General features: G+C 40.3%; 25 protein-coding genes and 1 other RNA gene. 10 read left to right on the top strand and 16 right to left on the bottom strand.

The features are described from left to right. Window positions 1–8: 8 nt before the first annotated feature. From EZJ28_RS05915 to EZJ28_RS05925, 3 genes are read left to right on the top strand one after another with little or no spacing between them, the layout of a single operon-like run. Entirely contained in the window at window positions 9–308 is a 300-nt protein-coding gene (locus EZJ28_RS05915) for a hypothetical protein (RefSeq protein WP_131395927.1), read from the top strand. Then, entirely contained in the window at window positions 301–534 is a 234-nt protein-coding gene (locus EZJ28_RS05920) for a hypothetical protein (protein ID WP_131395928.1), read from the top strand. Before EZJ28_RS05915 ends, EZJ28_RS05920 begins: the two co-directional genes overlap by 8 nt. Window positions 535–569: 35 nt before the next feature. Then, window positions 570–1,040 carry a DUF4468 domain-containing protein gene (locus EZJ28_RS05925; protein WP_131395930.1) on the top strand — a complete coding sequence of 157 codons (471 nt, stop codon included), beginning with the start codon at window positions 570–572 and terminating at the stop codon, window positions 1,038–1,040. A gap of 248 nt (window positions 1,041–1,288) precedes the next feature. On the opposite strand, the gene ssrA is transcribed toward EZJ28_RS05925, so the two are convergent. After that, window positions 1,289–1,688, bottom strand: a transfer-messenger RNA (tmRNA) gene (gene ssrA / locus EZJ28_RS05930). Window positions 1,689–2,102: 414 nt separating this feature from the next. On the opposite strand from ssrA, the gene EZJ28_RS05935 reads away from it, so the two are divergent. After that, window positions 2,103–3,317 (top strand): NAD(P)-dependent oxidoreductase, encoded by a 1,215-nt coding sequence (locus EZJ28_RS05935; RefSeq protein ID WP_131396714.1) that lies wholly within the window; start codon window positions 2,103–2,105, stop codon window positions 3,315–3,317. Here the strand turns inward: EZJ28_RS05935 and EZJ28_RS05940 are convergent. Next, complete coding sequence (locus EZJ28_RS05940; protein ID WP_131395931.1) at window positions 3,314–4,927, bottom strand: sulfatase; 1,614 nt, start codon at window positions 4,925–4,927, stop codon at window positions 3,314–3,316. The two genes, EZJ28_RS05935 and EZJ28_RS05940, sit on opposite strands and share 4 nt — an antisense overlap. A gap of 65 nt (window positions 4,928–4,992) precedes the next feature. Here EZJ28_RS05940 and EZJ28_RS05945 point away from each other — a divergent pair, with 65 nt between their 5' ends. Next, window positions 4,993–5,820 carry an endonuclease/exonuclease/phosphatase family protein gene (locus EZJ28_RS05945; protein ID WP_131395933.1) on the top strand — a complete coding sequence of 276 codons (828 nt, stop codon included), beginning with the start codon at window positions 4,993–4,995 and terminating at the stop codon, window positions 5,818–5,820. Here EZJ28_RS05945 and EZJ28_RS05950 read toward each other — a convergent pair. The 10 genes from EZJ28_RS05950 to kdsA all read right to left on the bottom strand — a co-directional run bounded on the left by EZJ28_RS05950 (window position 5,784) and on the right by kdsA (window position 13,080). Beyond that, window positions 5,784–6,185, bottom strand: coding sequence for a DUF2809 domain-containing protein (locus EZJ28_RS05950; protein ID WP_131395934.1), 402 nt, complete (start codon window positions 6,183–6,185; stop codon window positions 5,784–5,786). The two genes, EZJ28_RS05945 and EZJ28_RS05950, sit on opposite strands and share 37 nt — an antisense overlap. A gap of 54 nt (window positions 6,186–6,239) precedes the next feature. Next, a complete protein-coding gene (locus EZJ28_RS05955) occupies window positions 6,240–6,962 on the bottom strand; it encodes a DoxX family protein (protein WP_131395936.1) in 723 nt (240 codons plus the stop codon). A 36-nt stretch (window positions 6,963–6,998) separates the two neighbouring features. Then, complete coding sequence (locus tag EZJ28_RS05960; protein ID WP_131395938.1) at window positions 6,999–7,781, bottom strand: oxygenase MpaB family protein; 783 nt, start codon at window positions 7,779–7,781, stop codon at window positions 6,999–7,001. A 21-nt stretch (window positions 7,782–7,802) separates the two neighbouring features. Beyond that, window positions 7,803–9,185, bottom strand: a complete 1,383-nt coding sequence (locus EZJ28_RS05965) for a serine hydrolase (RefSeq protein ID WP_131395939.1) — start codon at window positions 9,183–9,185, stop codon at window positions 7,803–7,805. 70 nt (window positions 9,186–9,255) lie between these two features. Next, complete coding sequence (locus EZJ28_RS05970; RefSeq protein WP_131395941.1) at window positions 9,256–9,549, bottom strand: hypothetical protein; 294 nt, start codon at window positions 9,547–9,549, stop codon at window positions 9,256–9,258. Between the two features lie 8 nt (window positions 9,550–9,557). Next, entirely contained in the window at window positions 9,558–10,802 is a 1,245-nt protein-coding gene (locus tag EZJ28_RS05975; protein ID WP_131395943.1) for a hypothetical protein, read from the bottom strand. A 35-nt stretch (window positions 10,803–10,837) separates the two neighbouring features. Continuing rightward, window positions 10,838–11,122 (bottom strand): hypothetical protein, encoded by a 285-nt coding sequence (locus tag EZJ28_RS05980; RefSeq protein WP_131395944.1) that lies wholly within the window; start codon window positions 11,120–11,122, stop codon window positions 10,838–10,840. 70 nt (window positions 11,123–11,192) lie between these two features. Next, the gene (locus tag EZJ28_RS05985; protein ID WP_131395946.1) at window positions 11,193–11,513 is read right to left on the bottom strand and encodes a transcriptional regulator; all 321 of its coding nucleotides are present in this window, start codon (window positions 11,511–11,513) and stop codon (window positions 11,193–11,195) included. After that, window positions 11,513–12,151: a hypothetical protein gene (locus EZJ28_RS05990; RefSeq protein WP_131395948.1), complete on the bottom strand. Its 639-nt coding sequence runs from the start codon at window positions 12,149–12,151 to the stop codon at window positions 11,513–11,515. Before EZJ28_RS05990 ends, EZJ28_RS05985 begins: the two co-directional genes overlap by 1 nt. A 110-nt stretch (window positions 12,152–12,261) precedes the next feature. Beyond that, complete coding sequence (kdsA, locus tag EZJ28_RS05995; RefSeq protein ID WP_131395949.1) at window positions 12,262–13,080, bottom strand: 3-deoxy-8-phosphooctulonate synthase; 819 nt, start codon at window positions 13,078–13,080, stop codon at window positions 12,262–12,264. A 130-nt stretch (window positions 13,081–13,210) separates the two neighbouring features. Here kdsA and EZJ28_RS06000 point away from each other — a divergent pair, with 130 nt between their 5' ends. The 3 genes from EZJ28_RS06000 to EZJ28_RS06010 all read left to right on the top strand — a co-directional run bounded on the left by EZJ28_RS06000 (window position 13,211) and on the right by EZJ28_RS06010 (window position 15,962). Next, window positions 13,211–13,699 (top strand): DinB family protein, encoded by a 489-nt coding sequence (locus EZJ28_RS06000; protein ID WP_131395951.1) that lies wholly within the window; start codon window positions 13,211–13,213, stop codon window positions 13,697–13,699. A 116-nt stretch (window positions 13,700–13,815) separates the two neighbouring features. Continuing rightward, complete coding sequence (gene typA, locus EZJ28_RS06005; RefSeq protein ID WP_131395953.1) at window positions 13,816–15,618, top strand: translational GTPase TypA; 1,803 nt, start codon at window positions 13,816–13,818, stop codon at window positions 15,616–15,618. A gap of 92 nt (window positions 15,619–15,710) precedes the next feature. Beyond that, window positions 15,711–15,962 (top strand): uroporphyrinogen decarboxylase, encoded by a 252-nt coding sequence (locus EZJ28_RS06010; RefSeq protein ID WP_131395955.1) that lies wholly within the window; start codon window positions 15,711–15,713, stop codon window positions 15,960–15,962. On the opposite strand, the gene ppgK is transcribed toward EZJ28_RS06010, so the two are convergent. After that, window positions 15,963–16,709, bottom strand: a complete 747-nt coding sequence (gene ppgK / locus EZJ28_RS06015) for a polyphosphate--glucose phosphotransferase (protein WP_131395957.1) — start codon at window positions 16,707–16,709, stop codon at window positions 15,963–15,965. A 304-nt stretch (window positions 16,710–17,013) separates the two neighbouring features. Continuing rightward, on the bottom strand, window positions 17,014–17,697 hold the full coding sequence (locus tag EZJ28_RS06020; RefSeq protein ID WP_131395959.1) for a cell division ATP-binding protein FtsE: 684 nt from the start codon (window positions 17,695–17,697) through the stop codon (window positions 17,014–17,016). A 247-nt stretch (window positions 17,698–17,944) separates the two neighbouring features. Here EZJ28_RS06020 and EZJ28_RS06025 point away from each other — a divergent pair, with 247 nt between their 5' ends. Next, a complete protein-coding gene (locus EZJ28_RS06025) occupies window positions 17,945–20,965 on the top strand; it encodes a tetratricopeptide repeat protein (RefSeq protein ID WP_131395961.1) in 3,021 nt (1,006 codons plus the stop codon). A 26-nt stretch (window positions 20,966–20,991) separates the two neighbouring features. Next, window positions 20,992–22,713: a TonB-dependent receptor gene (locus tag EZJ28_RS06030; protein WP_131395963.1), complete on the top strand. Its 1,722-nt coding sequence runs from the start codon at window positions 20,992–20,994 to the stop codon at window positions 22,711–22,713. Between the two features lie 3 nt (window positions 22,714–22,716). Here EZJ28_RS06030 and EZJ28_RS06035 read toward each other — a convergent pair whose 3' ends face one another. Both EZJ28_RS06035 and EZJ28_RS06040 read right to left on the bottom strand, forming a co-directional pair. Then, the gene (locus EZJ28_RS06035) at window positions 22,717–24,108 is read right to left on the bottom strand and encodes an amidohydrolase family protein (protein ID WP_131395965.1); all 1,392 of its coding nucleotides are present in this window, start codon (window positions 24,106–24,108) and stop codon (window positions 22,717–22,719) included. Between the two features lie 36 nt (window positions 24,109–24,144). Then, entirely contained in the window at window positions 24,145–24,882 is a 738-nt protein-coding gene (locus tag EZJ28_RS06040) for a DUF6090 family protein (RefSeq protein ID WP_131395967.1), read from the bottom strand. Between the last annotated feature and the right edge of the window lie 4 nt (window positions 24,883–24,886).

The following is a 24,886-nucleotide window of genomic DNA, read 5'->3' on the forward strand; positions in this document are numbered from 1 at the left end:
CTAACATTATGAGTTTTACAAGCGACACAGCAAAAGAAGCCGGGAAAAGATCAACAAGAGCCGGGAAAAAGAACAGAACAACAGAAGAAACAAGGGAGCGTTTCAAAGACTTGTTAGAAGCTAATTTTGATAAGATACAAGAAGACCTGGAACAGTTAGCACCTGAACAACGCATTAAAGCCCTTTTAGATTTGGCAAAGTTTGTATTACCTACTTTAAGATCAACGGAATTAAAAGCAAGCGAAAAAGATTTTCAACCTATTGTTATCAATTTAGGTAGTGGTATTAATCCTGAAGCAGATGAATAAAGAATTTAGAATTTCAACAGGCGAAGAGTTAATTCAATTTATGAAAGCCCAAAACCTGAACAGCAAACAGATTTGTGAAGTACTGCAAAGGGCGTTAATTCTCTTTGCAGATGAAACTAAACCACCTGAAGTATTAATTCAGGAATTTAGGGAGTACTGGGAACACTTTAAACATACTAACGAACGTCCTTTATTTTTAGGATTAAATTTAGATGTAAAAGAATAATCCTAACTTGTTATTCTAATCTAAACCAATTGGCAATGAGAAAATTAGTATTAATTACGGTTATAATGTTTTTTTGTTCTTGCGGAGTAAAGTACGTACCTGTAAGCGTACAGCCCATAGAAGAAACTTTTGAGATAAAAGACCAAGAGAAAGACCTTTTGTTTGCCAAAGCAAATACGTGGTTTGCTTTAGCTTTCCAGAATTCTAAAAATGTTATTCAGTATTCAGATAAAGAAACTGGAGTAATTACAGGACGATTTGCCATACTTCCTCAAGTATCAAGAAACGGTTACGGTATTCAACAAGATAATAGTATTTATTCAGGAATTCACGTAAGATTAAAGGATAATGGAGCAAAAATAGTAGTTAGCCCGGATAATTTTACTGAAGTGCATAGCTCATTGAATGAAAGTTATCGTTTTACAAAAGAAAGTGCAATTGCAAAAAGCCAAGAGTTGATAAATTCTTTTGTAACCTACCTGAAACAACCTGTTGATGATTTTTAATTGTGTTTAGACGAGGGTTAGGAAGTTGTGAAGACGGGTTTGGAGAAAACTTAAAAAAGGGCAAACCTCAACGGAACGCCCTTTTTCTGTTCAAATTATTAGCACGGCTAAATGCTAACATCAACAAAGATAAATTAAAAATTTCTTACCTGAATTGAAGCTAATTTTCAATTACCGTACAGAAACCGTACAATTTATAAAATGAAAAAGCCGTAAACCCTTATAAATAAAGGAAAACGGCTTTTTAATAGTGGAGTCGGAGGGGTTCGAACCCTCGTCCAAACAAGCAATTCAGCTGCTTTCTACACGTTTAGTCTTCACTTGATTGTCGATGCAAAGCCGGCAGAAGACCACCAACTTTACAAGTATCCTCGCTTAAGTTTCGGAAACCCATCAAGGCCCTGAGCTTCCTATATTTACTTTACCGGTGCCCCTGATGCGAACGCCGTAAATCAAGGCTTTCGCGGGACATCTTGGCTCCCTGTCTTACAGGGACTAAGAGTAACCTACTGTGATTCGGTTACGCAGCCAAGGCGTAGTTATTCTCGCCGTTTAAAAAAGTGTGAAATATGAGATTTACGAGCTATATCCCAGCGCTCGACGTGCTTACAACTCAATTAGACTCGCTGTCAAAACCAAGTCGACCCCATATGTAAAGAACTTCTTGAAGTATGAGTTACGAAGTTAGAGTTACGATTTTTTAATAATCGTACTTCGTATTTCTCACTTCTTATTTCAATGATGGCGTTCCGCTTCGGCTTTCGCCTCGCGGCGGGCTATTCGCTGCAATCTTTTTTATTGTGCTTCGACAAGCTCAGCACCTCAAAAAAGGATTTCTGCTGCTATCCCTAACGCAAATGAGAACTTTAATTACCATCATTCTGAACTTGTTTCAGAATCTCATCAGAACCTGAAACGAGTTCAGGTTGACGAATCTTAAATAATTCCAGTCTCAAATTTTCAAAGAAATCCGACTGTAGTTTACAATCGGGCCAGCAAAGATACAGATTAAAATTTATATCTTTGAAGCACTTCATAACTACACAAAACCTATACCAGAATATGATCAAATTTGCCCTTATCAAAGAGCGAAAGACCCCACCAGACAGAAGAGTCGTTTTCTCCCCTGAAATGTTAAAGCAGGCGACGGAAAAATTTCCCGAAGCTGAATTTAAAGTGGAAAGTTCAGATATCAGGGTGTTTACCGATGAGGAATACAGAGCCGCAGGAATTGAAGTAAGTGATGATGTTTCAGACTGTGACGTGATGCTGGGCGTCAAGGAAGTGCCTATTCCGGCCCTTATAGCCAACAAGAAGTATTTCTTCTTTTCACATACTATCAAGAAACAACCTTATAACCGGGACCTTTTGAGGGAGATATTAGAGAAGAATATTGAACTGTATGATCACGAGGTAATTGTTAATAATAAAAATGCCCGACTCATAGGTTTTGGAAGATACGCGGGGCTAGTTGGTGCCTATAATGGGATTCGTGGAATAGGGATCAAAGAAAGACTCTTTGAACTTCCCAAGGCCGAGAATCTGCCAGATCTTAATGCCATGCTGGCAGAACTTGATAAGATAAAACTGCCTGCTTATAAATTTGTATTAACCGGAAGTGGAAAAGTAGCCTATGGCGCAAGGGAGATCCTGGAACATTTGAATATGAAAAAGGTGGACGCCGACGCTTACATGGAAAATGAATTTGATAACCCGGTATTTTGTCATATTGATGTGCTGGACTATGCGAAGAGAAAGGATGGGGCTAAAGGTAGCAGAATGGAATTCTATAAGGTGCCGGAAAACTACGATTCCGATTTTATGAAATTTGCCAGGACAAGTGATGTTTTCATTGCCGGGCATTTTTATGGAGAAGGTTCCCCTGTTTTCTATTCAAAAGAGGATGCTGCTCAAAAGGATTTCAGAATAAAATATGTTGCTGATATTTCCTGTGACATCGCCGGCCCGGTAGCCAGTACGATACGGCCTTCCACCATTGCCGATCCTTTCTATGGTTACGATCCTGAAACAGGTGCTGAAACCGATTTCATGGCTCCTGAAGCCATAGGAGTTATGGCAGTGGATAATCTGCCCTGTGAACTCCCTAAGGATGCCAGCGAAGGCTTTGGAGAGATGTTCCTGGAACATGTGATCCCGGCTTTCTTTAATGATGATAAGGATGGTATCCTTGAAAGAGCACGAATGACCAGAGATGGAAGGCTTACTGCACCTTTTCTGTATCTTGAGGATTATGTAAAAGGCGAGCTGGAAGTTTAAGATTTCTTCCTCTCTTCGTAGAGCTGGATATAGTAATTGTCAAGTTCTTCGGAGTCTTTGTACTTTTTCCGAAGTTCGGTTAATTTTTGCTTTAATTCTTTTACCACATCCTGGTACTCAGGCTCGTTATATACATTGTTCAGTTCATGCTCATCCTTCTCTCTGTCGTAGAGTTCCCAGTAATCCCTGTCATGATAGAAATGAATTAATTTATATTCCCTGGTGGCTATTCCATAATGCCTTTTTACGGCATGCTCTCCCGGGTATTCATAATAATGATAATATACGGCATCCCGGTCCCATTTTTCCTTTTCTCCTTTTAAAAGCGGAACCAGACTCTTTCCCTGCATGTCCTCAGGAGCCGCAACCCCGGCAACCTCCAGAAATGTTTGCGCGAAATCGAGATTTTGAACCATCTCATCTTCGGTAGTTCCTGGCGTGATCTTATTAGGCCATTTGATAAGCAAAGGTGTTTTAAAGGATTCGTTATACATAAAACGCTTGTCGAACCAGCCGTGTTCTCCAAGGTAAAAGCCCTGGTCTGAAGTATAGACAACTATAGTATTTTGGTCAAGATCATTTTCTTTAAGATAGTCGAGCACCCGGCCAACATTTTCATCAACCCCTGCAATAGTCCCGAGATAATCCTGCATATATCTCTGATATTTCCAGACCATAAGAGTTGAATCGTTCATGGTAGGATAGGTCTTTGCGAATTCAATATCTATAGGCCCGTAAATAGCTTCCCAGCTGGCTTTTTGTTCCGGGGTCATTCGCTTTGTTCTGTCTATAAGCCTTCTTTCGCTTATTCCAAGTTCATCTATTGTTTCTTTTTTGATCTTATTGTCATAGGAAAGAAGCATATGATCCAGAATGTTCATTTCAGCTGTCTTTGCTGCTATCCCACGATTCTCATAATTATCAAAAAGGGTTTCGGGGAGCGGGAATTCCTTTTTGGTAAATTCCCTGTAATGTCTTTCTGCCGGTAACCAGGCGCGATGCGGTGCTTTATGCAGGTACATCAGTAAGAATGGTTTATTTTCTTCCCGTCTGTTCTCAAGCCAATCGATCGTAAGATCTGTAATGATATCTGTTACATAACCTGTTACGATTGTGTCACCATTATTGGTTAAGAATTTGGGGTTATAGTAGCTTCCCTGTCCAGGAAGGATCTTGAATTCATCAAATCCTTTCGGATTATTCCCAAAATGAAGTTTCCCGAACATAGCGGTTTGATAACCGGCTTTTTGAAGGAGTTGAGGAAACGTTACATTGGTGGTATCGAACGGATGAATATTATCGATCTTTCCATTGATATGCGTATGCTTTCCTGTCAGGATAGTAGCTCTTGAGGGGGCACAGATGGAATTGGTCACACTGGCATTCGTAAATAATATACCTTCATCAGCAATTCTGTCTATGTTGGGAGTTTTTATAAGCTTATCACTATATGCACTGATGGCCTGGTAGGCATGATCATCGGCCATCATGAATACTATATTTGGTCTTTGTGGTTCTTGAGAAATATATGTGTTATTGGTACTTTTACAGGAAATGAAAGCGAGAATTGAAAGATAAACAAGAATTGAAACGGGCTTAAAAGCGTACATTGCTAAAAAAATTAAATAAGATCTTCTAATATATATAAAAAACGTAAAAAGTACTGTTATTCGGCATGAAAAAAACTACCCTACTAAGTTTTGTAATTATGTTAAGCTTAAGTACTGTGGCACAGGTAAACCTGATGACCTACAACATTAAATATGCAAATGAAAATGATGGTGAGAACAGTTGGTCTAAGCGAAAGGATTTTATCACCAGCCAGTTGAAGTTCTATGAACCGGATATTCTTGGAGTTCAGGAGGCTGTTCTTAGTCAGCTCGATCATTTTACTTCAGAATTAGATGGGTATGACTATTTAGGTACCGGTCGTGATGGTGGGGAAAATGGTGAGTTTAGTGCCATTCTTTACAAAACCGATAAATTCGAGGTATTAATATCAGGTACCTTCTGGCTCGCCAAAGACGTGACCAAACCATCAAAGGGATGGGACGCGGCCTTCCCGCGTATTTGTACCTATGCTTTATTTGAGGACCAAGGCTCGGGTAAAAAATTCTGGGTTTTTAATACGCATTTTGATCACCGGGGAAAGAAGGCCCGACTGGAAAGTGCAAAACTGATCCTGACCAAAATGGAAGAGATCAATACGGCCGGTCTCCCGGCTATCCTTATGGGTGACCTTAATCTGGAGTCTAATACCAAAGCAATTAGGTTGATAACCGATGAGTTAAGAGACTCCCGGAAGATTGCAAAAAAGGTAGCATTTGGCTCTGAAGGGACTTTCAATGGCTATAAATTCCATGAGCCGGTAACCCGAAGGATCGATTATATTTTCGTAAACTATAAAGTTGAAGTGCTTAAATATGGGGTGCTTACCGATTCAAAAGATCAGAAATATCCATCTGATCATTTCCCTGTCCTGATCATGGCCGAACTAAAATAGAATTCCAGACCTCCCGTAAATAGTATTCCGAGGCTGTAAGCCAGCAGATCCCAGGCTGAAAAACTACTTCCAAGTATTATCATTACAGGTTCCGGCGGCTGATACTGCATTATTTTCACGATATTGATGATCTGGAAGAATTCCACGGCGAAGGAAAATATCAGAACGCTCAGCAATCCCTTTATTACTGAAATATTAGATATTGCCATTAAGAAACAATAGATCAAAATAACTACAAGGAAATCTCCTCCATAAGGCCTGATAAAGTTATCGCTTACAAATTTTGCTATCAGGATTTCAATGATCAGGAGAATTACAAATCCCAGAAAGTAATTAAGCCGGTTATTTCGATGAATTCTTTTCATGGTAGAAATGGAAAAGTATAATTTTTGTGATTTCTGAACCCAATATTTATGTATCTATTTTTGAACATTTTTACCATACTTCTCCAGGCACTGGTCCAGTGGACTACCTTGTTGATGGATGCATTCGCAAAAATGATTGCATGCTACAGCATCACTACTATCTGGACATTGAGCCTGGCAATCTGAAATATGATTACGAGGCATCAGGGCTTTTAAATTTACCAGGACGATAATAGAAACTGTTATTGCCAGCATTAAAAAAATTCCGCCGAAAAATTTAAAAGGAAATTTTCGGGAATTTCTATTAGGCTCTGGCAGTATCTGTCTGATCGTGGATCTTTTAAAAGGTAAAACGAATTTCCACCGATGATAATCCCAGCAGATCAGGTAGAGATTTGCCATTACCATTAATGGAGAGGTAAGTATGGACCCGTCAAATCTTACGGCTAGCGAAAGAATGCAGATATTCAGGATGATGGGGAAATATATAAGCGCGCCGAGCAGAGCTGTTCGGGGGATCAACAATAAAACACCTGCTAACATTTGAAGGATTCCAATAAAAGTATAATAATAGCCCGTATGGAATAAGGCTTCTAAATAATGCCCCATGGGATGATTATCAGACAGACTGGTGAAACGCTCCCCGTTGACTTTTACAAAGCCGGCAAATATAAACGCATATGCAAGGGCTATTCTGAGAAATATTGTAAAGTAACCTACCCAGCGGTTACTTCTTATATTCGCGTGGAAGATGTCAAATCTGGTAGAGATATTCATAGGTAATGGAATGGGTTATTCTGTTTTTTTTGATATTCATTTTTCTCGCTGAGCTGTAAGAACGTCTAAAGACCGGATCTCTTTTTTGTATTGCGAGGGCAATAGCAATTCTTTAAGGAGCCAGTCAATTTTTATACTTCGGCTTAATTTATAGAGACCCAGCAAAGGTTTTAAGAGCGATCTTCTCCTCAAGCATAGAATCTTTTTAACCTGAATTGGAACGATAAGGCGCTGGGTCTCCAGCAACAATTGGTTCCTTAATGGTCCAAGGTGTTTGCGGTATTGAGCAAACAGGTCTTTAGAGAGGTCACCGTAAATTAGATGTTGTTCCATGTGAAGACTGCGCATCTTTTCAAAATCTTCAAAATTAACAGGAAGGCCAGGGATCTGCATCCCTTTGCCGACCTTATAAAAAACATCATATACTTCCCGCTTTTCGGCCGTGGTGAGTTTGCGTTCCAGTACCTCGTATGACCTGATAGAATAATCGATAAGCATGTATAATACATCCCTGTAAGCCCAGTCGGGTATATTTTTCCCGCGCTTATTCTCAACCGAAGAATGGATGTGATTTATCCTTTCAATGGCTTCATTAGCCGATTGCTTATCAGAAAAAACGATCGTTCTTGCGTAGGATACGGTAGAGAATAGCCGTCCTAACGGATCCTCAGGAAGCTTACCGGTAAAGTAGAGCCAGTCAACGGCTTTGTTAAGCGCGAATTCTGCCGAAGCCCCGGCAAAGATGAACAGGATTGTATCGCTGTTACCCCAAATATGGCGAACGATGGATTTCTCTTCTACAAACATTTCCGTACTCATGATCCTTCCTTTGAAGATGTATTAATTTTCTTTTGTAAAAACTCTTGCTCCGGAGCCTCTTTTAAAGGTCATCTGGTTTTCCTTTTCATTAAACTCAATACTCATACCCTGACTTGCAAGTTTGAATTTATTGTTTGATACCGCTTCTAAAGGAAGCGCTTCTTTTCCATTCATTTGTAGGAAAAGGGTTTTTTCCTTCCGGCTAACTGTAAAATTTACAGGGGCTCCCTCCCGTGTATATAGTCCCACATACTTATCAAGAACATCGGTACTCAGGTCCAAAGTTTTAAATGTTGGTATCTCAAAAGGCTGATTAAAGTAAATCGTGGCAACGACTTCAATAATTTTCTTAATAGGATATACTTTTGCATTGGCTACATAAGCAATTGCCAGTTTCTCTTCAGGTTGATAAGCCAGCCAGGATCCAAAACCGTCAATACCACCTGTATGTCCAAAATATATTCTATCTCCGAAGATAAAGGTCTCCATACCCATTCCGTAACCTTCCTTCTGTATGGTCTTCATGTGGCTAAGACTTTCCTGAGATACAAGTTTATGATTGAATAGTGCCTGAATAAATCTGGCCATGTCATCCGGTGTTGAAACAAGAGATCCCGAACCAAAAAGTATACTCCAGTGGGTAGCTGGGACCTGTCTCCAGTTATCAAACCGCATATAAGAATAGCTCTCATTTTTATCAGGATCTGTAACTCCGGAGGCAACATAAGAATTCTCTAACCCAACTTTTTCGATAATTCGTTCCATGAGATTTTCTTCATAAGATTTGTCCGTTACTTTTTCCAGCAGGTAACCTAAAACAAAATAACCTGAATTACTGTATGAAAATTTAGTGCCGGGTTCAAAATCAGATTCCGCTTTGGATATGATATTCAACATTTCTTCTTTTGATATTGATGCGGTTCTCTCGGGCCTGAGCTTTGGGTCTGCTGTGATATCATGAATTCCACTCGTATGAGATAAAATGTCCCTTATGCTTATCTTATCAGAATTGGGGATTTGGGGAACATACTTATCCAGTTTGTCTGCAAGTTTTAAACTTCCTTCTTCGATAAGCTGAAATATCATGACAGCGGTGAACATCTTCGTAACCGATCCTACCCGAAATTTTGTTGTGGAATTTAAAGGTGAACTTTTATCTTCCTTTATCTCACTATATCCAATTGTTCTTGTATAGAGAACCTTGTCATTTTTAGCCAGAGTGAGGCTTCCCATTGCTTTATTATTCTTATCTAGCTGATCAAAAAAGAGATCTAATTTATCCTGATGAGGCGTTTGGGAATATCCGTATAAAGACAGGACAAGGCTAAGATAAATGACAAAGCATTTAATATTAAAAAGCTTCAGAAATCTGCTTGGTTGTTTGTTTGTGATTTGATTTTTCATATTGATTGATTTAATGAGGTTTTGGTTAATATGTTTTCTATTGTCTTTTTTTGATGAAGCTTTTTCGTGTTTAGTTATGTAATAATATTTCCGGGTAATATCCTTCAGCAATAGCTCCTACAGCCAGCGTAACCCATATAATCAGGATAGCCAGTGCAGCTTTTAAATAGTAAGAGATGCTAAACCCAAACAGGTCTTTCAGAATTCTATTGACCGGTGGAAAATATATGACTGATAGTACTACATAGGTAACCCCCAGTCCCGGATCATTTCCCCGCAAAAGATTCATTATACCTACAACCAATACAAATACTCCAAATAGCCAGCCCACGATTATTGAAAGTTTCAAATTATATATCATCATCTTGAATTTTACTGGAAGTTGAAGATTAAAGGAAACAGAAATATAACTACGAGAATCCAGGCAAAATATACCGGATAATACATGACAATAGATCGCCCCACCTTAGGAATATTCCTTTTGGTCCTGGTGCACTGAAAGAGCCTGAAAGCGACTATAAAAAGATGGATTAAAATCAGGATATTTCCTCCCAGAACGGCCAGGCGGTTTGGAGTAAATCCCCATTCTGAGATCCTGAAGATGATCGCTGAAAGAGCTATAGCATTCACAATTATGGTCACTAGGGAAAGGGGTAAAAGTATATACCTGTTCGATCTCAGTCGGTCTTCTTTCCAGGCTTCCGCAACCGAGAAAAAGATAAGCGCCATTACTCCTATAAGCAGGATATTGAAAATTATCAGAAAATCCCTGTCTGTATAAGGATCTTTTCCTAAATAGAGGATAGCACTAAGGTAAATAACTAGCATTACCAGCACTATTGGGCTGAAAATTTTAGCGATCACCGGTGAAACTTTATTTACCAGCAAGGGATTGGTCTGTACTAAAAGGCATGCAATGATCGGTATGGCAGGTAAAGCAAAAATCACCAGGTACCTGAAATAGAATTCAACGATATCAAGATCTAACAGTTCAAAAAGACCAACTGTAATTACTGTAAGGATAATTCCAGCCAATACTAGCATGGCACACATTACCAGCAATTCTCCGTTAAAGCTCAAAAACCGAAGTTGTTTAATGTAGTTATTGAATTCGCTTCCTGTAAAGGAGATTCCCAGGACGAGCCATAAGAGGAGAGGTAAATGTAGACATGCCAGGAATAGGGTATCACTTTCAGGATTATCTGGAAGCAGGTTGATGTAAACCAGACTTAAAGCTGTAATGCTGCTGAGGACTATCATCTTAGTGGTTGATAATCTATTTTTCCAAGCGAAGAAAAAGCTCAAAAAAGGAAATACGAGAAAACCAATATTTCTGGGATAAAAGAAGTCTTCATGAATTCCCAGAATATCTGGTAGTTTAGCCAGAATGCCTGCAATTACAGATGCCAAGAGAACAAATTTCAATTCTTTATTAGTCCCCCAGGCAATATCAGGAGAATCGTAATTCAGGCGTTCATGCCAGAATTGAACGATCGGTCGGTCCCTGAATTCGTTGTAAACAGACATAAAATTCTGTTTGAACTCAGCTTTGTTCTTTCTATAAAGTCTTTCCAGTTCTGCCGGACTGTTAAGTCCTGAAATTATTGAATCGCGCATGGGAATAGTTTAAAATTTTATCAAAATGAATGGGATCAGCTTCCCGCAAAATAGGATCCAAACACCCCAACAGCCAGCTCGGCCCAGATGAGGAAAAATATCAGAAGAATAGCCCCGATAGCGACCAGCTTGTTTGTGGAAGAGGAAAACTTCCGGAGGCTGAATTCAATGGCCATTCCCGTACCAAAAAGTAGTACTCCCATAATAATAAAATCCAATAGTTTCCAATCTATATCGCTCGAGAATTGCATGGCGATCAATGGGATTGATAATAGAACCCCAACAACGATTAGAACTGTAATAAGTCTTTTTGTCTTCATGATTTAAAATTTAATTGATTAGTAACGCATGTTAAGTACTTTGAATTTCAAAGTAAGTTGATAAAAAATTTTATTTGTCAGTATTGTCAATATTTATGTCCTTGTTCAATAGTTTTTCCAGGGCATCCAGATGTGCCTGGAATGCTTTTCTTCCATTTTGGGTTGCCAGGTAACGTGTGTTTGGTTTTCTATCGATAAAGGATTTCTCCACCTTTATATATTTCTGTTTTTCGAGAGCTTTGGTATGGCTGGCGATATTCCCATCGGTCACACCCAATAATTCTTTCAGTGTTTTAAAATCGGCATATTCATTCACCATCAGTACACTCATAATTCCAAGGCGAACCCTATGATCAAAAGCCTTATTTATATTGCTTATTATATTTTTCATTAAGTACTTTTTCGGTCATACTTATTGTACATCCATATGCCATAAATTATATGGAAGACTCCAAAACCGATCGCCCAGAAATAGATCCCGTAGCCCAGAAACTGGGTGGCGATTAGTCCCAGAATGAGGTTTGCATATCCAAGACCTTTAAGGTCTCCAAAGGTATATTTGCTTCCGTGGATCAATGCCAGACCATAAAATATAAGCATGCAGGGAGCGATAAGTCCAATAAGTCCATATTGTAACAGTACTAGGCAAAAGACACCGCCCGCTATGAGAGGAGCAAAGAAGTTTATGACCAATCTCCTGCTGGTATTGTCCCATATCTTCTGGCCATTTCTTTTGGCTTTTCTGGTAGTAAGAAAAACAGCGGTTCCAATGGCCAGAATAAGCACAGAGATAGCCGTGAATAATAGCTGAGAGATAACCTCAGAATTGAGATCACTGGTAAAATCCGACTTATAATCCTGGTAAACCAGCCCGTTGCCTGCAAGGATGGTTTTGGCAACAATCGCACCTATGATCGCATAGCACCCGGCAAAGACTCCCGCGAGACCACTAAGTGAAATGAAACGGGAGGAGCGGTTCATCATTTGCTTGATCTCGCTTATATCCCGAAGATACTTTTCGTTTTCCATTTTAAAGTACTTTGAAAAACAAAGTAAATGTATTTAAATGAATTAACAAAAAAATTATTCCATAAAAAAAGCCCCGATTAGGAGGCTTCTTCGATTTTATGATTTTTCGATTAAAGTGATCTTACGGTCTTTCTTATCGCCGTAAGATTGCTAAGAAGTTTTTCCAGATGGGCCAGATCCAACATGTTTGCACCGTCACTTTTCGCATTTGCCGGATCAAAATGGGTTTCAATAAATAGGCCATCCACATTATTTACAATCCCTGCACGGGCTATGGTTTCGATCATATCCGGTCTTCCACCCGTAACCCCGCTGCTCTGGTTTGGTTGTTGAAGGGAGTGGGTTACATCAAGAACCGTTGGAGCAAACTCACGCATGGTGGGGATTCCCCTAAAATCCACTATAAGGTCCTGATACCCGAACATTGTTCCGCGGTCGGTCACCATTACCTGCTTGTTATTGCAGTCGGTCACTTTGGTAACGGCATGTTTCATACTTTCAGGACTCATAAACTGGCCTTTTTTAAGATTGACTACTTTCCCGGTTTCGGCAGCGGCTACAACCAGGTCGGTCTGTCTTACAAGGAAAGCCGGGATCTGCAGAACATCTACATATTCAGCCGCCATTTGCGCGTCACTTACTTCATGAATATCGGTTACGGTTGGAATTTGAAAAGTTTCTGAAACTTTACGCAGGATCTTCAGGGCTTTTTCATTTCCAATACCTGTAAAACTATCAATCCGGCTCCGGTTTGCTTTTTTAAACGAACCCTTAAATATATAGGGGATTTCCAGCTTATCGGTTATATTCACAACCTGTTCAGCAATCCTTAATGCCATGTCTTCACCTTCTATGGCACATGGCCCGGAAAGAAGGAAGAAATTATCAGAATCGGTATGCTTTATATTAGGAATTTTACTTAGATCCATGCTTTTAAATTTTGCTGCAAAGATAACTTAATTAATATCGCATTGCAATTAAGCTAAATTTTAAGGCGGGCAGACAATAGAACTTTATTTTGAGTAAATTAGAGTCTTGTTTAATCGTAAATGCCAACCAATGAAAATCCAGGATTATCTTATTCCGCAGCTACAGCAGGAAGTGGCGCTGACCGAAAAATTCCTTAGAAGAATACCTGAAGATAAACTAGATTGGAAACCTCATAAGAAATCCATGACCATCCGTCAGCTGGCCAATCACCTGGCTGAAATTCCATCCTGGATAACGGGAACCATGAAAGCCGGGATGATGGATGTGAAAGGTTATAAACCTAATGATCATGCTTCAGTGGATGAAATCATCAGGGAACTAAAGAAGAACGCTGCCGATGCTGAAGAATCATTGGAAAAACCGGATGATGAATTCGAAAGAATGTGGAAAATGACCAATGACGGGGAGATCATCTTCGAAATGCCAAAATTCAATGTGTTGCAATCCATGGTGATGAATCAGTTTCCACATCATCGGGCTCAGTTGGGGGTGTATTTCAGACTACTGGATATTTCGGTTCCGGCCACTTATGGTCCTTCAGCTGATGAGAATGAATAAAATCAAATCATGCTCCGGTTTATAATCAACTAAAAATCAGTGTATTAAAATCTTTTAAATCTACGATGGTTTAGTGAAAAATAGCCGTACATTTGCAGCCTTAAAAATAAGGCTATATGACAGCTATAAGAAATATCGCGATTATCGCACACGTTGACCACGGAAAGACTACTTTGGTTGACAAAATAATGCATCACTGTGAACTCTTCCGTGATAATGAGTCGACCGGAGAGCTGATTCTGGACAACAATGATCTTGAAAGGGAAAGAGGAATCACCATTACTTCCAAGAATGTTTCGGTAACTTATAAGGATACAAAGATCAATATTATTGATACTCCCGGTCACGCCGATTTTGGTGGAGAGGTAGAACGTGTTCTGAATATGGCCGATGGAGTTCTTCTTCTTGTTGATGCTTTTGAAGGGCCTATGCCGCAAACCCGATTCGTTCTTCAAAAAGCGATAGATCTTGGTCTTAAGCCTTGTGTGGTTGTGAATAAAGTTGATAAGGAGAACTGTACTCCCGATGAGGTTCATGAGAAGGTTTTTGACTTAATGTTCGAACTTGGCGCCGAAGAATGGCAGCTTGATTTTCCTACAGTATATGGTTCGGCTAAGAACAACTGGATGAGCGAGGACTGGAAACACCAGACCAAGAATATCGAGCCTCTGCTTGATATGGTTATCGAACATATTCCTGCTCCAAAGGTAGATCTTGAAGGGACTCCTCAGATGCTGATAACTTCTCTGGATTTCTCTTCTTTTACAGGTCGTATTGCCATTGGTAGATTGCAAAGAGGGACTTTGAAGGAAAACCAGCAGGTTTCTTTGGTGAAGCGTGATGGAACTATTAAGAAAACTAAGATCAAGGAACTTCATACTTTTGAAGGTTTGGGCCGAAGAAAGGTAGATCAGGTTCAGGCTGGCGATATTTGTGCCCTGGTTGGATTAGAAGGTTTCGAGATTGGTGATACGGTTGCCGATTTTGAAAATCCTGAAGGGCTTAAGACTATCGCGATAGATGAGCCTACCATGAGCATGCTTTTCACGATTAATGATTCACCTTTCTTCGGAAAGGATGGGAAGTATGTGACTTCAAGACATATCAAGGAAAGACTTTATAAGGAACTTGAGAAGAACCTTGCCCTAAGGGTAGAGGAGACCGATAGTGCCGATAAATTTATGGTATACGGTAGGGGTGTACTTCACTTATCTGTTCTTATCGAGACCATGAGACGTGAAGGTTATGAGCTTCAGATAGGGCAGCCTCAGGTTATCATCAAAGAAATTGATGGTGTTAAATGCGAGCCTATTGAAGAACTCACTATTGATCTGCCGGAAGATGTTTCAGGCAAGGCCGTTGAGATGGTAACCATGAGAAAAGGGGAGATGCTAAGTATGGAAGCCAGGGGTGACCGTATGAACATCCAGTTCCTTATTCCTTCCAGGGGGATCATAGGTTTGAGAAACCAGCTTTTAACTGCGACTGCAGGAGAAGCGATCATGGCTCACCGATTTAAGGAATACCAGCCGCTCAAAGGAAATATTCCTGGTAGAACCAATGGATCACTGGTGTCTATGGAAAAAGGGACTGCAATTCCATATTCAATAGATAAACTTCAGGAAAGAGGGAAGTTCTTTATAGATCCGGGAGAAGATATCTACGAAGGACAGGTGATTGGCGAAAATTCAAGACAGGACGATCTTGTGGTGAATGTTACCAAGACCAAAAAACTTTCGAACGTTCGTTCTTCAGGAGCCGATGAAAAGGCGAAGATCGTTCCTGCTATTAAATTCTCTCTTGAGGAGGCTCTGGAATATATTCAGAAAGATGAATATGTTGAAGTGACTCCAAATCATTTAAGACTGAGAAAGGTTCTTCTTACCGAGAACGAAAGAAAAAGAGCAAAAGCAATTTAGAATTGTTTTCCGGAGCACAGTCAAAGGAAACAATAAGATTAGATATAAAGCCTGCCGTAAGGCGGGCTTCTTTTTATAAAAACTGAAAGATTATGACTGAATTTTTAGGTGTATCGATTACTGAATGGATAGGTTATCTGGCTTCCTTGTTTGTACTCCTTTCTTTTCTTATGAGGAACATTGTCACACTTAGATCGGTAAATACCATTGGTTGTTCCTTCTTTGTGGTTTATGGGGTGCTATTGAACAGCTGGCCTATTATTATCACTAACCTGGCTATCGCAGGAGTGAATTTCTACTATCTTTTTATCAATAAGAGGAAGAAACCAGCTGCTGAGGCCTAATTAGCGGTTGTATTTACTTTTGGCAGCAATGGCAGCTCCAAGTATGCCAGATTCGTTGCGAAGTTGAGCCGGTATCAACCTGGTATCCACATCCAGGTATTTTTCAAATTTATCCCAGTCGTTGGAGATCCCGCCGCCTACGATGATCACATCAGGATTCAGGATCCTGAAAACATGATTTAGGAATATATTAAAACGATAAGCCCAGTCCTTATAACTAAGATTCTGTTCGGTCTTTATGGATGATGCCGCCCATTCTTCAATCTTTTCATATTCCTTATAGGGGATTTGCCCTAGTTCAAAGTTAGGAATAAGTTCTCCGTGCAGGTATGCGCCGCTTCCAAGTCCGGTACCTACGGTGATCATTAAGGCGAATCCTGTCGCGTCCCGTCCTGCTCCATATTTAATTTCGGCAAGGCCTGCCGCATCAGCATCGTTGATCACGGTAAATTCCTGACCGGTGGTTTTTTCAAAAAGACCGTCTACATCAACATCAAGCCATTTCCGACTCAGATTTCCTTCATGTTTACATATACCTTTTTTAACAATGGTAGGAAAACCACAGCCTACGATCCCGGTATAGGAAAAGTGGTTCAGCATTTCTTTTACGGCGGCAGCCATCTCATCCGGTTCTCGGTTTTCAGGAGTAGTGATCTTATGGGAAGGAGTGATTAGTTTGCCCGTATTTGTATCCACTATGCCTCCTTTAAGACTTGATCCTCCTATGTCTATTCCTAATATTTCCATCAGAGTTTAAATTGAAGGATATACAATTTATCAAAAATCTGTCCTTCAAAAAAGGCTTTTAGGGAATGTTTAGGTTTTGAGCTATCAGTAAGGTGTCATACTGAAATAATTTTTTAAAGCCCTGAAACGAGTTCAGGATGACGGGATTGAAATTTTACGTCATGCTGAATTTATTTCAGCATCTTTCTCGAAAATGATTTTGCTTCGTAGCCTTGCTCCTTGTAAAGAGGTTTCTGTTGAAAGGTCACTGCGATCCCATTGGAGTCGGGAGACGCGGTCTTTTTGGTTTTAGGGTGACGAAAGTCTACACTGATTTTTGTACCACCTCAAAAACCCTTTGCCCGTCACATTTTAAAGTTTTGGAAGGATATTTTAATAGAAGAGCATAATCATGGGTTGCCATTAAAATGGTATTACCATTTTTACTGATTTCCTGAAGCACTTCCATGACCTCCACCGAAGTTTGTGGATCAAGGTTTCCGGTAGGCTCATCGGCGAGTATCAGTTCCGGATCATTTAGAAGAGCTCGAGCAATGGCAACACGCTGTTGTTCTCCACCTGAAAGCTGGTAAGGGAACTTAAAACCTTTGGTTTTCATTCCCACCTTGTTCAGCACTTCATCGATCTTATGATCCATGGCGGTTTTGTCTTTCCAGCCCGTAGCTTTCAGTACGAAAAGAAGGTTGTCTTTTACATTCCTGTCAGTAAGCAGTTTGAAATCCTGGAAAACCACTCCGAGTTTTCTTCTTAGAAAGGGAATATCCTTTTCCTTCAATGTCCTTAGGTTAAAATCAACAATATGGCCTTCTCCTTCGGTAAGTGGAAGGTCACCATAAAGGGTCTTCATGAAACTACTTTTTCCGGTCCCGGTCTTTCCGATGAGATAAACAAAATCACCTTTGTTTACAGTTACATCTACTTCAGATAAAATTAAGGCTTCCCGTTGATAGATCGCCGCGTTTTTCAGTTCCAGAACAGTTTCAGACATGAAATTTTAGTTTGGTTGAATTTTTTGAGTGATTTTCAGTTTAACAAATATAAACGGAAAAATACCGGCTTATTATAAACTGGTGATCAAAAATCTAATCATTAAATGCCCATTATGGGCTCCCAAATATACATTTTTCAAAAGGCGGCTACATACTTTTTTTTGTATTAACATAATTATAGAACTTAATGAGCGTTATAGAAGCAAGCTTTAAATTATCTTTGAATTCCAATCTAAAACGCAATAAATGACACTTAAAAAAGCTTATCTGCTGGTCGTTTTTATATCTTTCTCATTTTCCGCGATTTGTCAACAGACTGCCGTTTATACTCACGAACTGGCCGACTTTAATCGTGCTCTGGAATTATACAATAATGAACAGTACCTCGCTGCGCAGAACCTCTTTGATGAGGTGATGGACGAGACCGATGATGAGAAGATCAAAGGCGATGCTGCATATTATATTGCCAATGCCGCTGTGAGGCTTAACCAGCCCGGAGCTGATCGACTCATGGAGCAGTTCGTTACCAGGTACCCAACCAGTACCAAGACAAATTCTGCTTATCTGGATGTGGCTGATTATTATTTCCAGACAGGAAAGTATGCTCTTGCAAGGAGATGGTACGACCGTGTGGATGAAAATGCCATGAGCCGTAAGGATCGCGATCGTTTCTATTTCAATAACGGTTATGCTTATTTCCGTGCAAATCAGTTCGAAGAGGCTCAGACTTACCTGAACAGGGTAAGAGATTCAAAGCAATATGGAGCTCAGGCAAAATACTATCTTGGATATATCGCCTATGAAGGAGATGACTATGAAGAAGCCAATGAATATTTTGAAGAAGTAAAAGGGAACGAGCGTTATACTGAAGATCTTTCCTATTTCCAGGCCGATATGAATTTCAAGCTTGGGAATTTTGAAAAGGCAATAGAGCAGGGACTTGAACAGTTACCAAAATCCAACAGACAGGAACTTTCGGAACTTAATAAGATCATTGGAGAAAGCTACTTCAACCTTGGGGAATATGATAAAGCCATTCCTTATTTAAAGGAATATAACGGCATGCGCGGTAAATGGAATAACACCGATTATTACCAGCTGGGTTATGCCTATTATAAGCAGGGGAATTATGAGGCTGCGATCAACGAATTCAACAAGATCGTAGATGGTAAAAATGCGATCGCCCAGAATGCCTATTATCACCTTGCGCAATCTTACCTTGAATCAGGCCAGAAGCAACAGGCGCTGAATGCATTTAAGAATGCCAGTGAAATGGAATTCGATGCGAAGATTCAGCAGGATGCGATGCTCAATTATGCAAAATTGAGTTACGAAATTGGGAATTCTTATGAAAGCCCATCGCAGGTACTTATCAACTACCTGAACAAATATCCCGATTCGGAGAACCGTCAGGAAATGGAAACATTGCTGATCGACTCCTTTATTACTTCTAAAAATTACGAAGAGGCGATGAGGTTGCTTGAGAACAACAGGAACTTTAGCGATAAGCAGGCCTATCAGAAAGTCGCGTATTTCTACGGGCTGGAACTTTATGAAGAAGGAGATTATTACGGGGCTATCGAGAATTTTGATAAGGCGCTTAAAGAGCCAAGAGACCAGAATATTACCGCCAAGGCTACTTTCTGGAAAGCGGAAAGTGAATACAATGTGAACCGTATGGATGATGCTCTTTTAGGATATCGTGAATTCAAAGGGATGAGTGCGGCAAGAGGAACAGATGAGTATAAAGATCTTGATTACAATATTGGATATGCCTATTTCAAGAAGAATGATTACTCGCAGGCAGTAAACTATTTCAAGAATTATGTGGCAAGTTCAAGTGCTGAAGGTGCCAAAAAGAATGACGCCCTGCTCAGACTTGGAGATACTTATTATGTGACCAGCCAGTACTGGCCTGCTATGGAAGCTTATCAGAATGCCATTAACAACGGTGTAAGCAATGCCGATTATGCCGCATTTCAGAAAGCCATTAGCTATGGTTTCGTGGAGCGTAATGATACAAAGATAGAAGAGCTGAATAGCTTTATAAGCAAATATCCTCGTTCTTCTTATCGCGATGACGCGATGTATGAGCTGGGGAATACTTATGTAGCCAAGAATAATACCTCTCAGGCCATTCAGTCTTATAACCGACTCATCAGGGATGTGCCTCAGAGTGCCCTGGTACCTAAAGCCATGCTGAGACAGGGACTTATTTATTACAATAATAATGAAGGAAACAAAGCTCTTGAAAGATTAAGAAAAGTGGTGGCCGAATATCCTAACACTCCGGAAGCCAAGCAGGCAGTTTCAACTGCGAGAAATGTGTATGTTGATCTTGGCCGTACAGATGAGTATGCCAGCTGGGTAAGGAATATCGACTTTGTTGAGGTAAGTGATGCCGATCTTGATAATACCACTTATGAAGCTGCAGAAAATCAGTACCTGAACAATAATACCGATAAGGCGATAGCGAATTTCGAAAAATATATTCAGAACTTCCCGAATGGAATTCACTCGATAAATGCCAATTTCTACCTGGCACAACTATATTACCGAAACGGACAGGTTGAGAAGTCAATTCCAAACTATCAATATGTGACTTCCAAGCCTAAGAATGAATTTTCAGAACAGGCTTTAGCTAGGTTATCACAGATATATCTTGAGAAAAAGAATTATGCTCAGGCGCTTCCGCTGCTTGAAAAGCTTGAGAAGCAGGCCGATAATGAGCAGAACGTGGTATTTGCTCAGCAAAACCTAATGAAGTCTTATTATGAGACCGGTAATTTCAACAAGGCGAATGAATATGCAGAAAAAGTGCTGAACAACTCCAGCGCTGAGACCGAAGCAAGAAATGATGCAAGGGTCATGGTGGCAAGAGCGGCGATAAAAGCCGGAAACGATAGTAAGGCACGTTCAGCTTACAAAGAGGTTCAGAAGACCGCGACCGGAGAACTTGGTGCCGAAGCTCTTTATTATGATGCCTATTTCAAGCATAAGGATGGGAATTATGAAGCCTCAAATGCAGCTGTACAGGTGCTGGCCAAGGATTTCTCAGGCTACAAGTTATGGGGAGCAAAAGGTCTGGTCCTGATGGCGAAGAATTTCTATGCCCTTGACGATGCCTACCAGGCAACCTATATTCTGGAAAATGTGACCAAGAACTTCCAGAAATATCCTGAGATCGTTCAGGAAGCCAAAGCTGAATTAGCCAAAATCAAAGCCCAGGAAGCCAAAACTAATTCTTCCGTAGAAACAAATAACTAAACTTAATCTAATAGATTCACTGCTATATGCGATTTAAAGCAATTAAGAAAAGTCTGTTCTTTAGTCTGTTCATATTTAGCGGGATCCTGTTTGCCCAGGACCCAATTGGTAGCGAAACAGTAACAGTAGTAAAACCGTATACGCCTTCGGTAAGCGATGCAAATAAGATAAGGGAAACTCCCAGCAGGAACGATTCAGTAAGCCTCCAGAAAAAAGAAGTGCAATATTCAATATTTTCGGTTCCTGTTGCATCTACCTTCACACCTGCAAAGGGAAGAGCGACAACCGTAGAACGTGAAAGACCGCCAAAGGTCTATGATAATTATGCCACTCTTGGATTCGGAAATTATTCCAATGTCCTGGCTGAATTCTATTCAAATCTTGAAATAGACCGAAGCAGTAATTTTGGTATTTACCTGAATCATAATTCTTCTCAGGGTGGAATTGAAGGAGTAAAGCTGGATGACAAGTTCTACGATACCGAAATGAACCTGAGTTATAACACCAGGAATCGTGATCTTGGATGGATGGCCGAAGTAGGGGGAGAGCACCAGTTATTCAACTGGTATGGTCTTCCAGAATACAATGCATCTACCGATGAGGAGCTGTATTCTTTGGATCCTGCACAGAACTATTATTCTGTTTATGTAGGCAGTGAAATAGAATTGTATGATTCTTTCTTCGATAGCGCAAAAGCTCGTTTTCGCCATTCGGGAGACTCTTATAGTACAGCTGAGAACCATTTTAATGCGGAAGGACTATTTGAGATCGAGATCGCTGAAGAGCTCATCTCTACCAAAATCGGAGCGGATATTGTGAATGGGAAGTTCGATCGGGAATATGATTCCAACATGAGTTATGACTATACCTTCATGAATTTTAATATTACCCCAAGTCTTCTGATCCTGAGAGATGATTTGAGTATTGACCTTGGAGTGAATTTCGTGTACGGCATGGATGCTGAAACCAGCGACGGGAATTTTTATATTTACCCGGCCATTTCGGCTAGTTACAGGCTCGCTGGTGATTATTTTACGGTCTATGCCGGAGTTGACGGAGATCTTCAGCAAAACACCTATTACAGCTTCTTCCAGGAGAACCCCTATGTTTCTCCGACCCTGGATATCATGCCAACCGATAATGAATATAAGGGATATATTGGAGGAAAAGGGAAATTCAGCAACGCGGTTTCCTATAATCTTAGAGGTAGTTACCAGTCCCAGTTCAACAGGGCGTTATTCAAAAAGAATTATGATGCATCAACCCTTGAAGGTGAAGCTTATACTTACGGGAACAGTTTTGAAGTGGTCTATGATGATGTGAAGACACTTTCCTTCTATGGGGAATTGAATGTTGATGTGAATCGTGATTTCAGACTGGGAATAAATGCTGAAGTTTTCGACTATAATACCGATGAGCAGGCCGAAGCATGGAACCTGCCAGATTTGAAAGCCAGCCTGAATGCAGATTACCAGATCACTGAAAAGTGGTATACCGGTGCTAATTTGTTCTATGTGGGGGAGCGCAAGGATGAAGCTCGCTCAATAAGCCTGGTATTTGATGAGCCCGTAGTGACCCTGGACAGTTATTTTGATGCGAATGCCCACCTGGGATATCGCTTCAACGATCAGCTTTCGGCTTTTGTAAAGGGAAGCAATCTTCTAAATAATAATTATCAGAAATGGCTGGATTATGATGTTCAGGGAATTCAGTTCCTGGCAGGAGCTACCTACAAATTTGATTTTTAAGATCTAATTGTTTAGATTCTTTAATAGGTCACCCGGGGTGTAAATTTTGTTGTTCTTAATAACAAATTTGATACTCCGGGTGTTTTTTATATCCTCAAGAGGATTCTTCTTCAGAATGATCATATCTGCCACTTTTCCCTTTTCAAGACTTCCATAACTGTTTTCCAGGTCAAAGAATTCTGGTCCGTTTATAACGGAAGTCAGAAGAGCCTGAGCCGGGCTAAGTCCTGCGTTTACCAGTTCTTCCAGTTCTGAATGTAGCGATTCTCCTGGATAAACAAAGGAATTGCTCGCTCCTGAATCGGAGCCCGCCAGAATATTAATTCCGGCTTTATACATGGGAATAATCATGGTGGCGCTTAATCTTTCCATTTTTTCTCTTCTCTGGCTCCCGGCAGCCTTAGCCCGTTTGGCACCATCGATCCTCCTTTGATAGGATTGCTTTATCCCGGGTCCAATATAATTGAGCAATGAGTCCTTAGAATGATCCGTTTCAAGAAGATTGCTCAGTACTTTACCTATATGCAAGGTAGGAGTGATGCTCATATCACTGGCGGCCATTTTGGAAAAAATATTTGCGGCCATTTCAGGATCATAGGTGTCTATGAGAGGTTCAATCATACCATAACCAGAGTGGACAGAGGTAATACTATCGGCTCGGGGAGAACTGGATTTTAGGGTGTAATACATATGTTCCAGTCCGTCCAGTCCAAGGTCGATCGCTTTTATAAGATCTGCATCCAGAGGCATATGCCCGGTGGTCTTAAGATTTCGTTTTTCGGCTTCGGTGATAATAGCATAGAAAAGGTCAGGTGTAAGACTTCCGTCATACATTTTCACATAATCCACGTCTAAATCTTTTAAAGAATCCAGTGCTGGACTCACGTCGTTCTCATTTGAGATTGCAATGGAACCGTCCCAGGCCGGGTTTTTGCCATCCAGTTTTGGCCCCGAAGAGAATATTCTTGGTCCAGCCATTGAATTTTTTTCGATGTTCTTTCTCCATTCCATTACAGCTGGAGTAATATCTCCACCGGCATCTCTAACAGTCGTAACTCCATAAGCAAGGAAGAGCTTGAGCAAATCCTTATTCTCTTTAATAAGACTGTCACCGCCTCTAAAATGTACATGCATATCCCAGAGTCCGGGCATTACATAATTATTTTTAACATCGATAACTTCTTTACCTTCGTAGGCACCGATCTCTTCCATCTCTCCAACCCATTGGATGGTATCGTTTGAGATCCCAATAAATTTACTCTGATGAATACTATCCCCTTTAATATTTACGATACTTGCGTTCGTAATAAGTAGATCGAAGGATTTTTTATCGCTGGTTTGAGAACAGGAGGATAGCAGGATAGATAATAGAAAGCTAAATATTAGTTTTTTCATGTTTTGAGTGTCAGTGGCTTCAAAATTAAATAAAACTCAGGTTTTTGTTTCCTCAATCAATTCTAGAATTGTTTTACGGGCTCTTTTCAACCAGGTTCTTGTTGTCCTGTACATATATAGCTTGTCATCGATATGATTTTCGAACCTGGGGTCGGCAAGCAATTTCTGGTTATTAACGACCAGGCGGGATTTAGGATATTCAAAGTTCTCTCCGGCAACGTCAACGTTTCTCAATGAACCATATTCCTTAAGATGCGCAATGATCTCCTCTCCGGTTCTTTCGGTGCGTTGCTGCACTTCGATCATTTCGTTATGTTGCCTGGCCCATTTATATAAAAGCAGTTTTAGTTTTTCGTTCTTCAACTCTGTAATACTGCCAGAGCTATTGAGATTGTTCAACAAATAATCGCTGGGTTTCCAGTTTGGGGAGGACAGTGCCCTGGAGAGCCAAAGGTCTAGTGAGTCATTATTAACGTTCTCCGGTGTTTGGTCAAAAAGTCCGAATACTTTCTCCAGGGATTGGATCACCTTGTTAACTTCTGTACCTATGGAATCCAGGTCCTGAAGATTATCCCGGAACTCTTCGTTAAGATTTGAAAGCAACTTTTTTTCTCGCATTGATTCCTTTCGAGCTTCATTCCAGTTATTGATCTGAAGGGCGATCAAAATCCCGATCACCACCAAAATAATTTCCCCAACAGCATAAATCAGATACCTGGTGAATCTATTTTCACGAAGCAGTTTGTGGCGGATATTTCTAAAGAATTTAATCATATTC

The sequence above is a fragment of the Gramella sp. KN1008 genome (genome assembly GCF_004332155.1).
Lineage (GTDB): Bacteria > Bacteroidota > Bacteroidia > Flavobacteriales > Flavobacteriaceae > Christiangramia.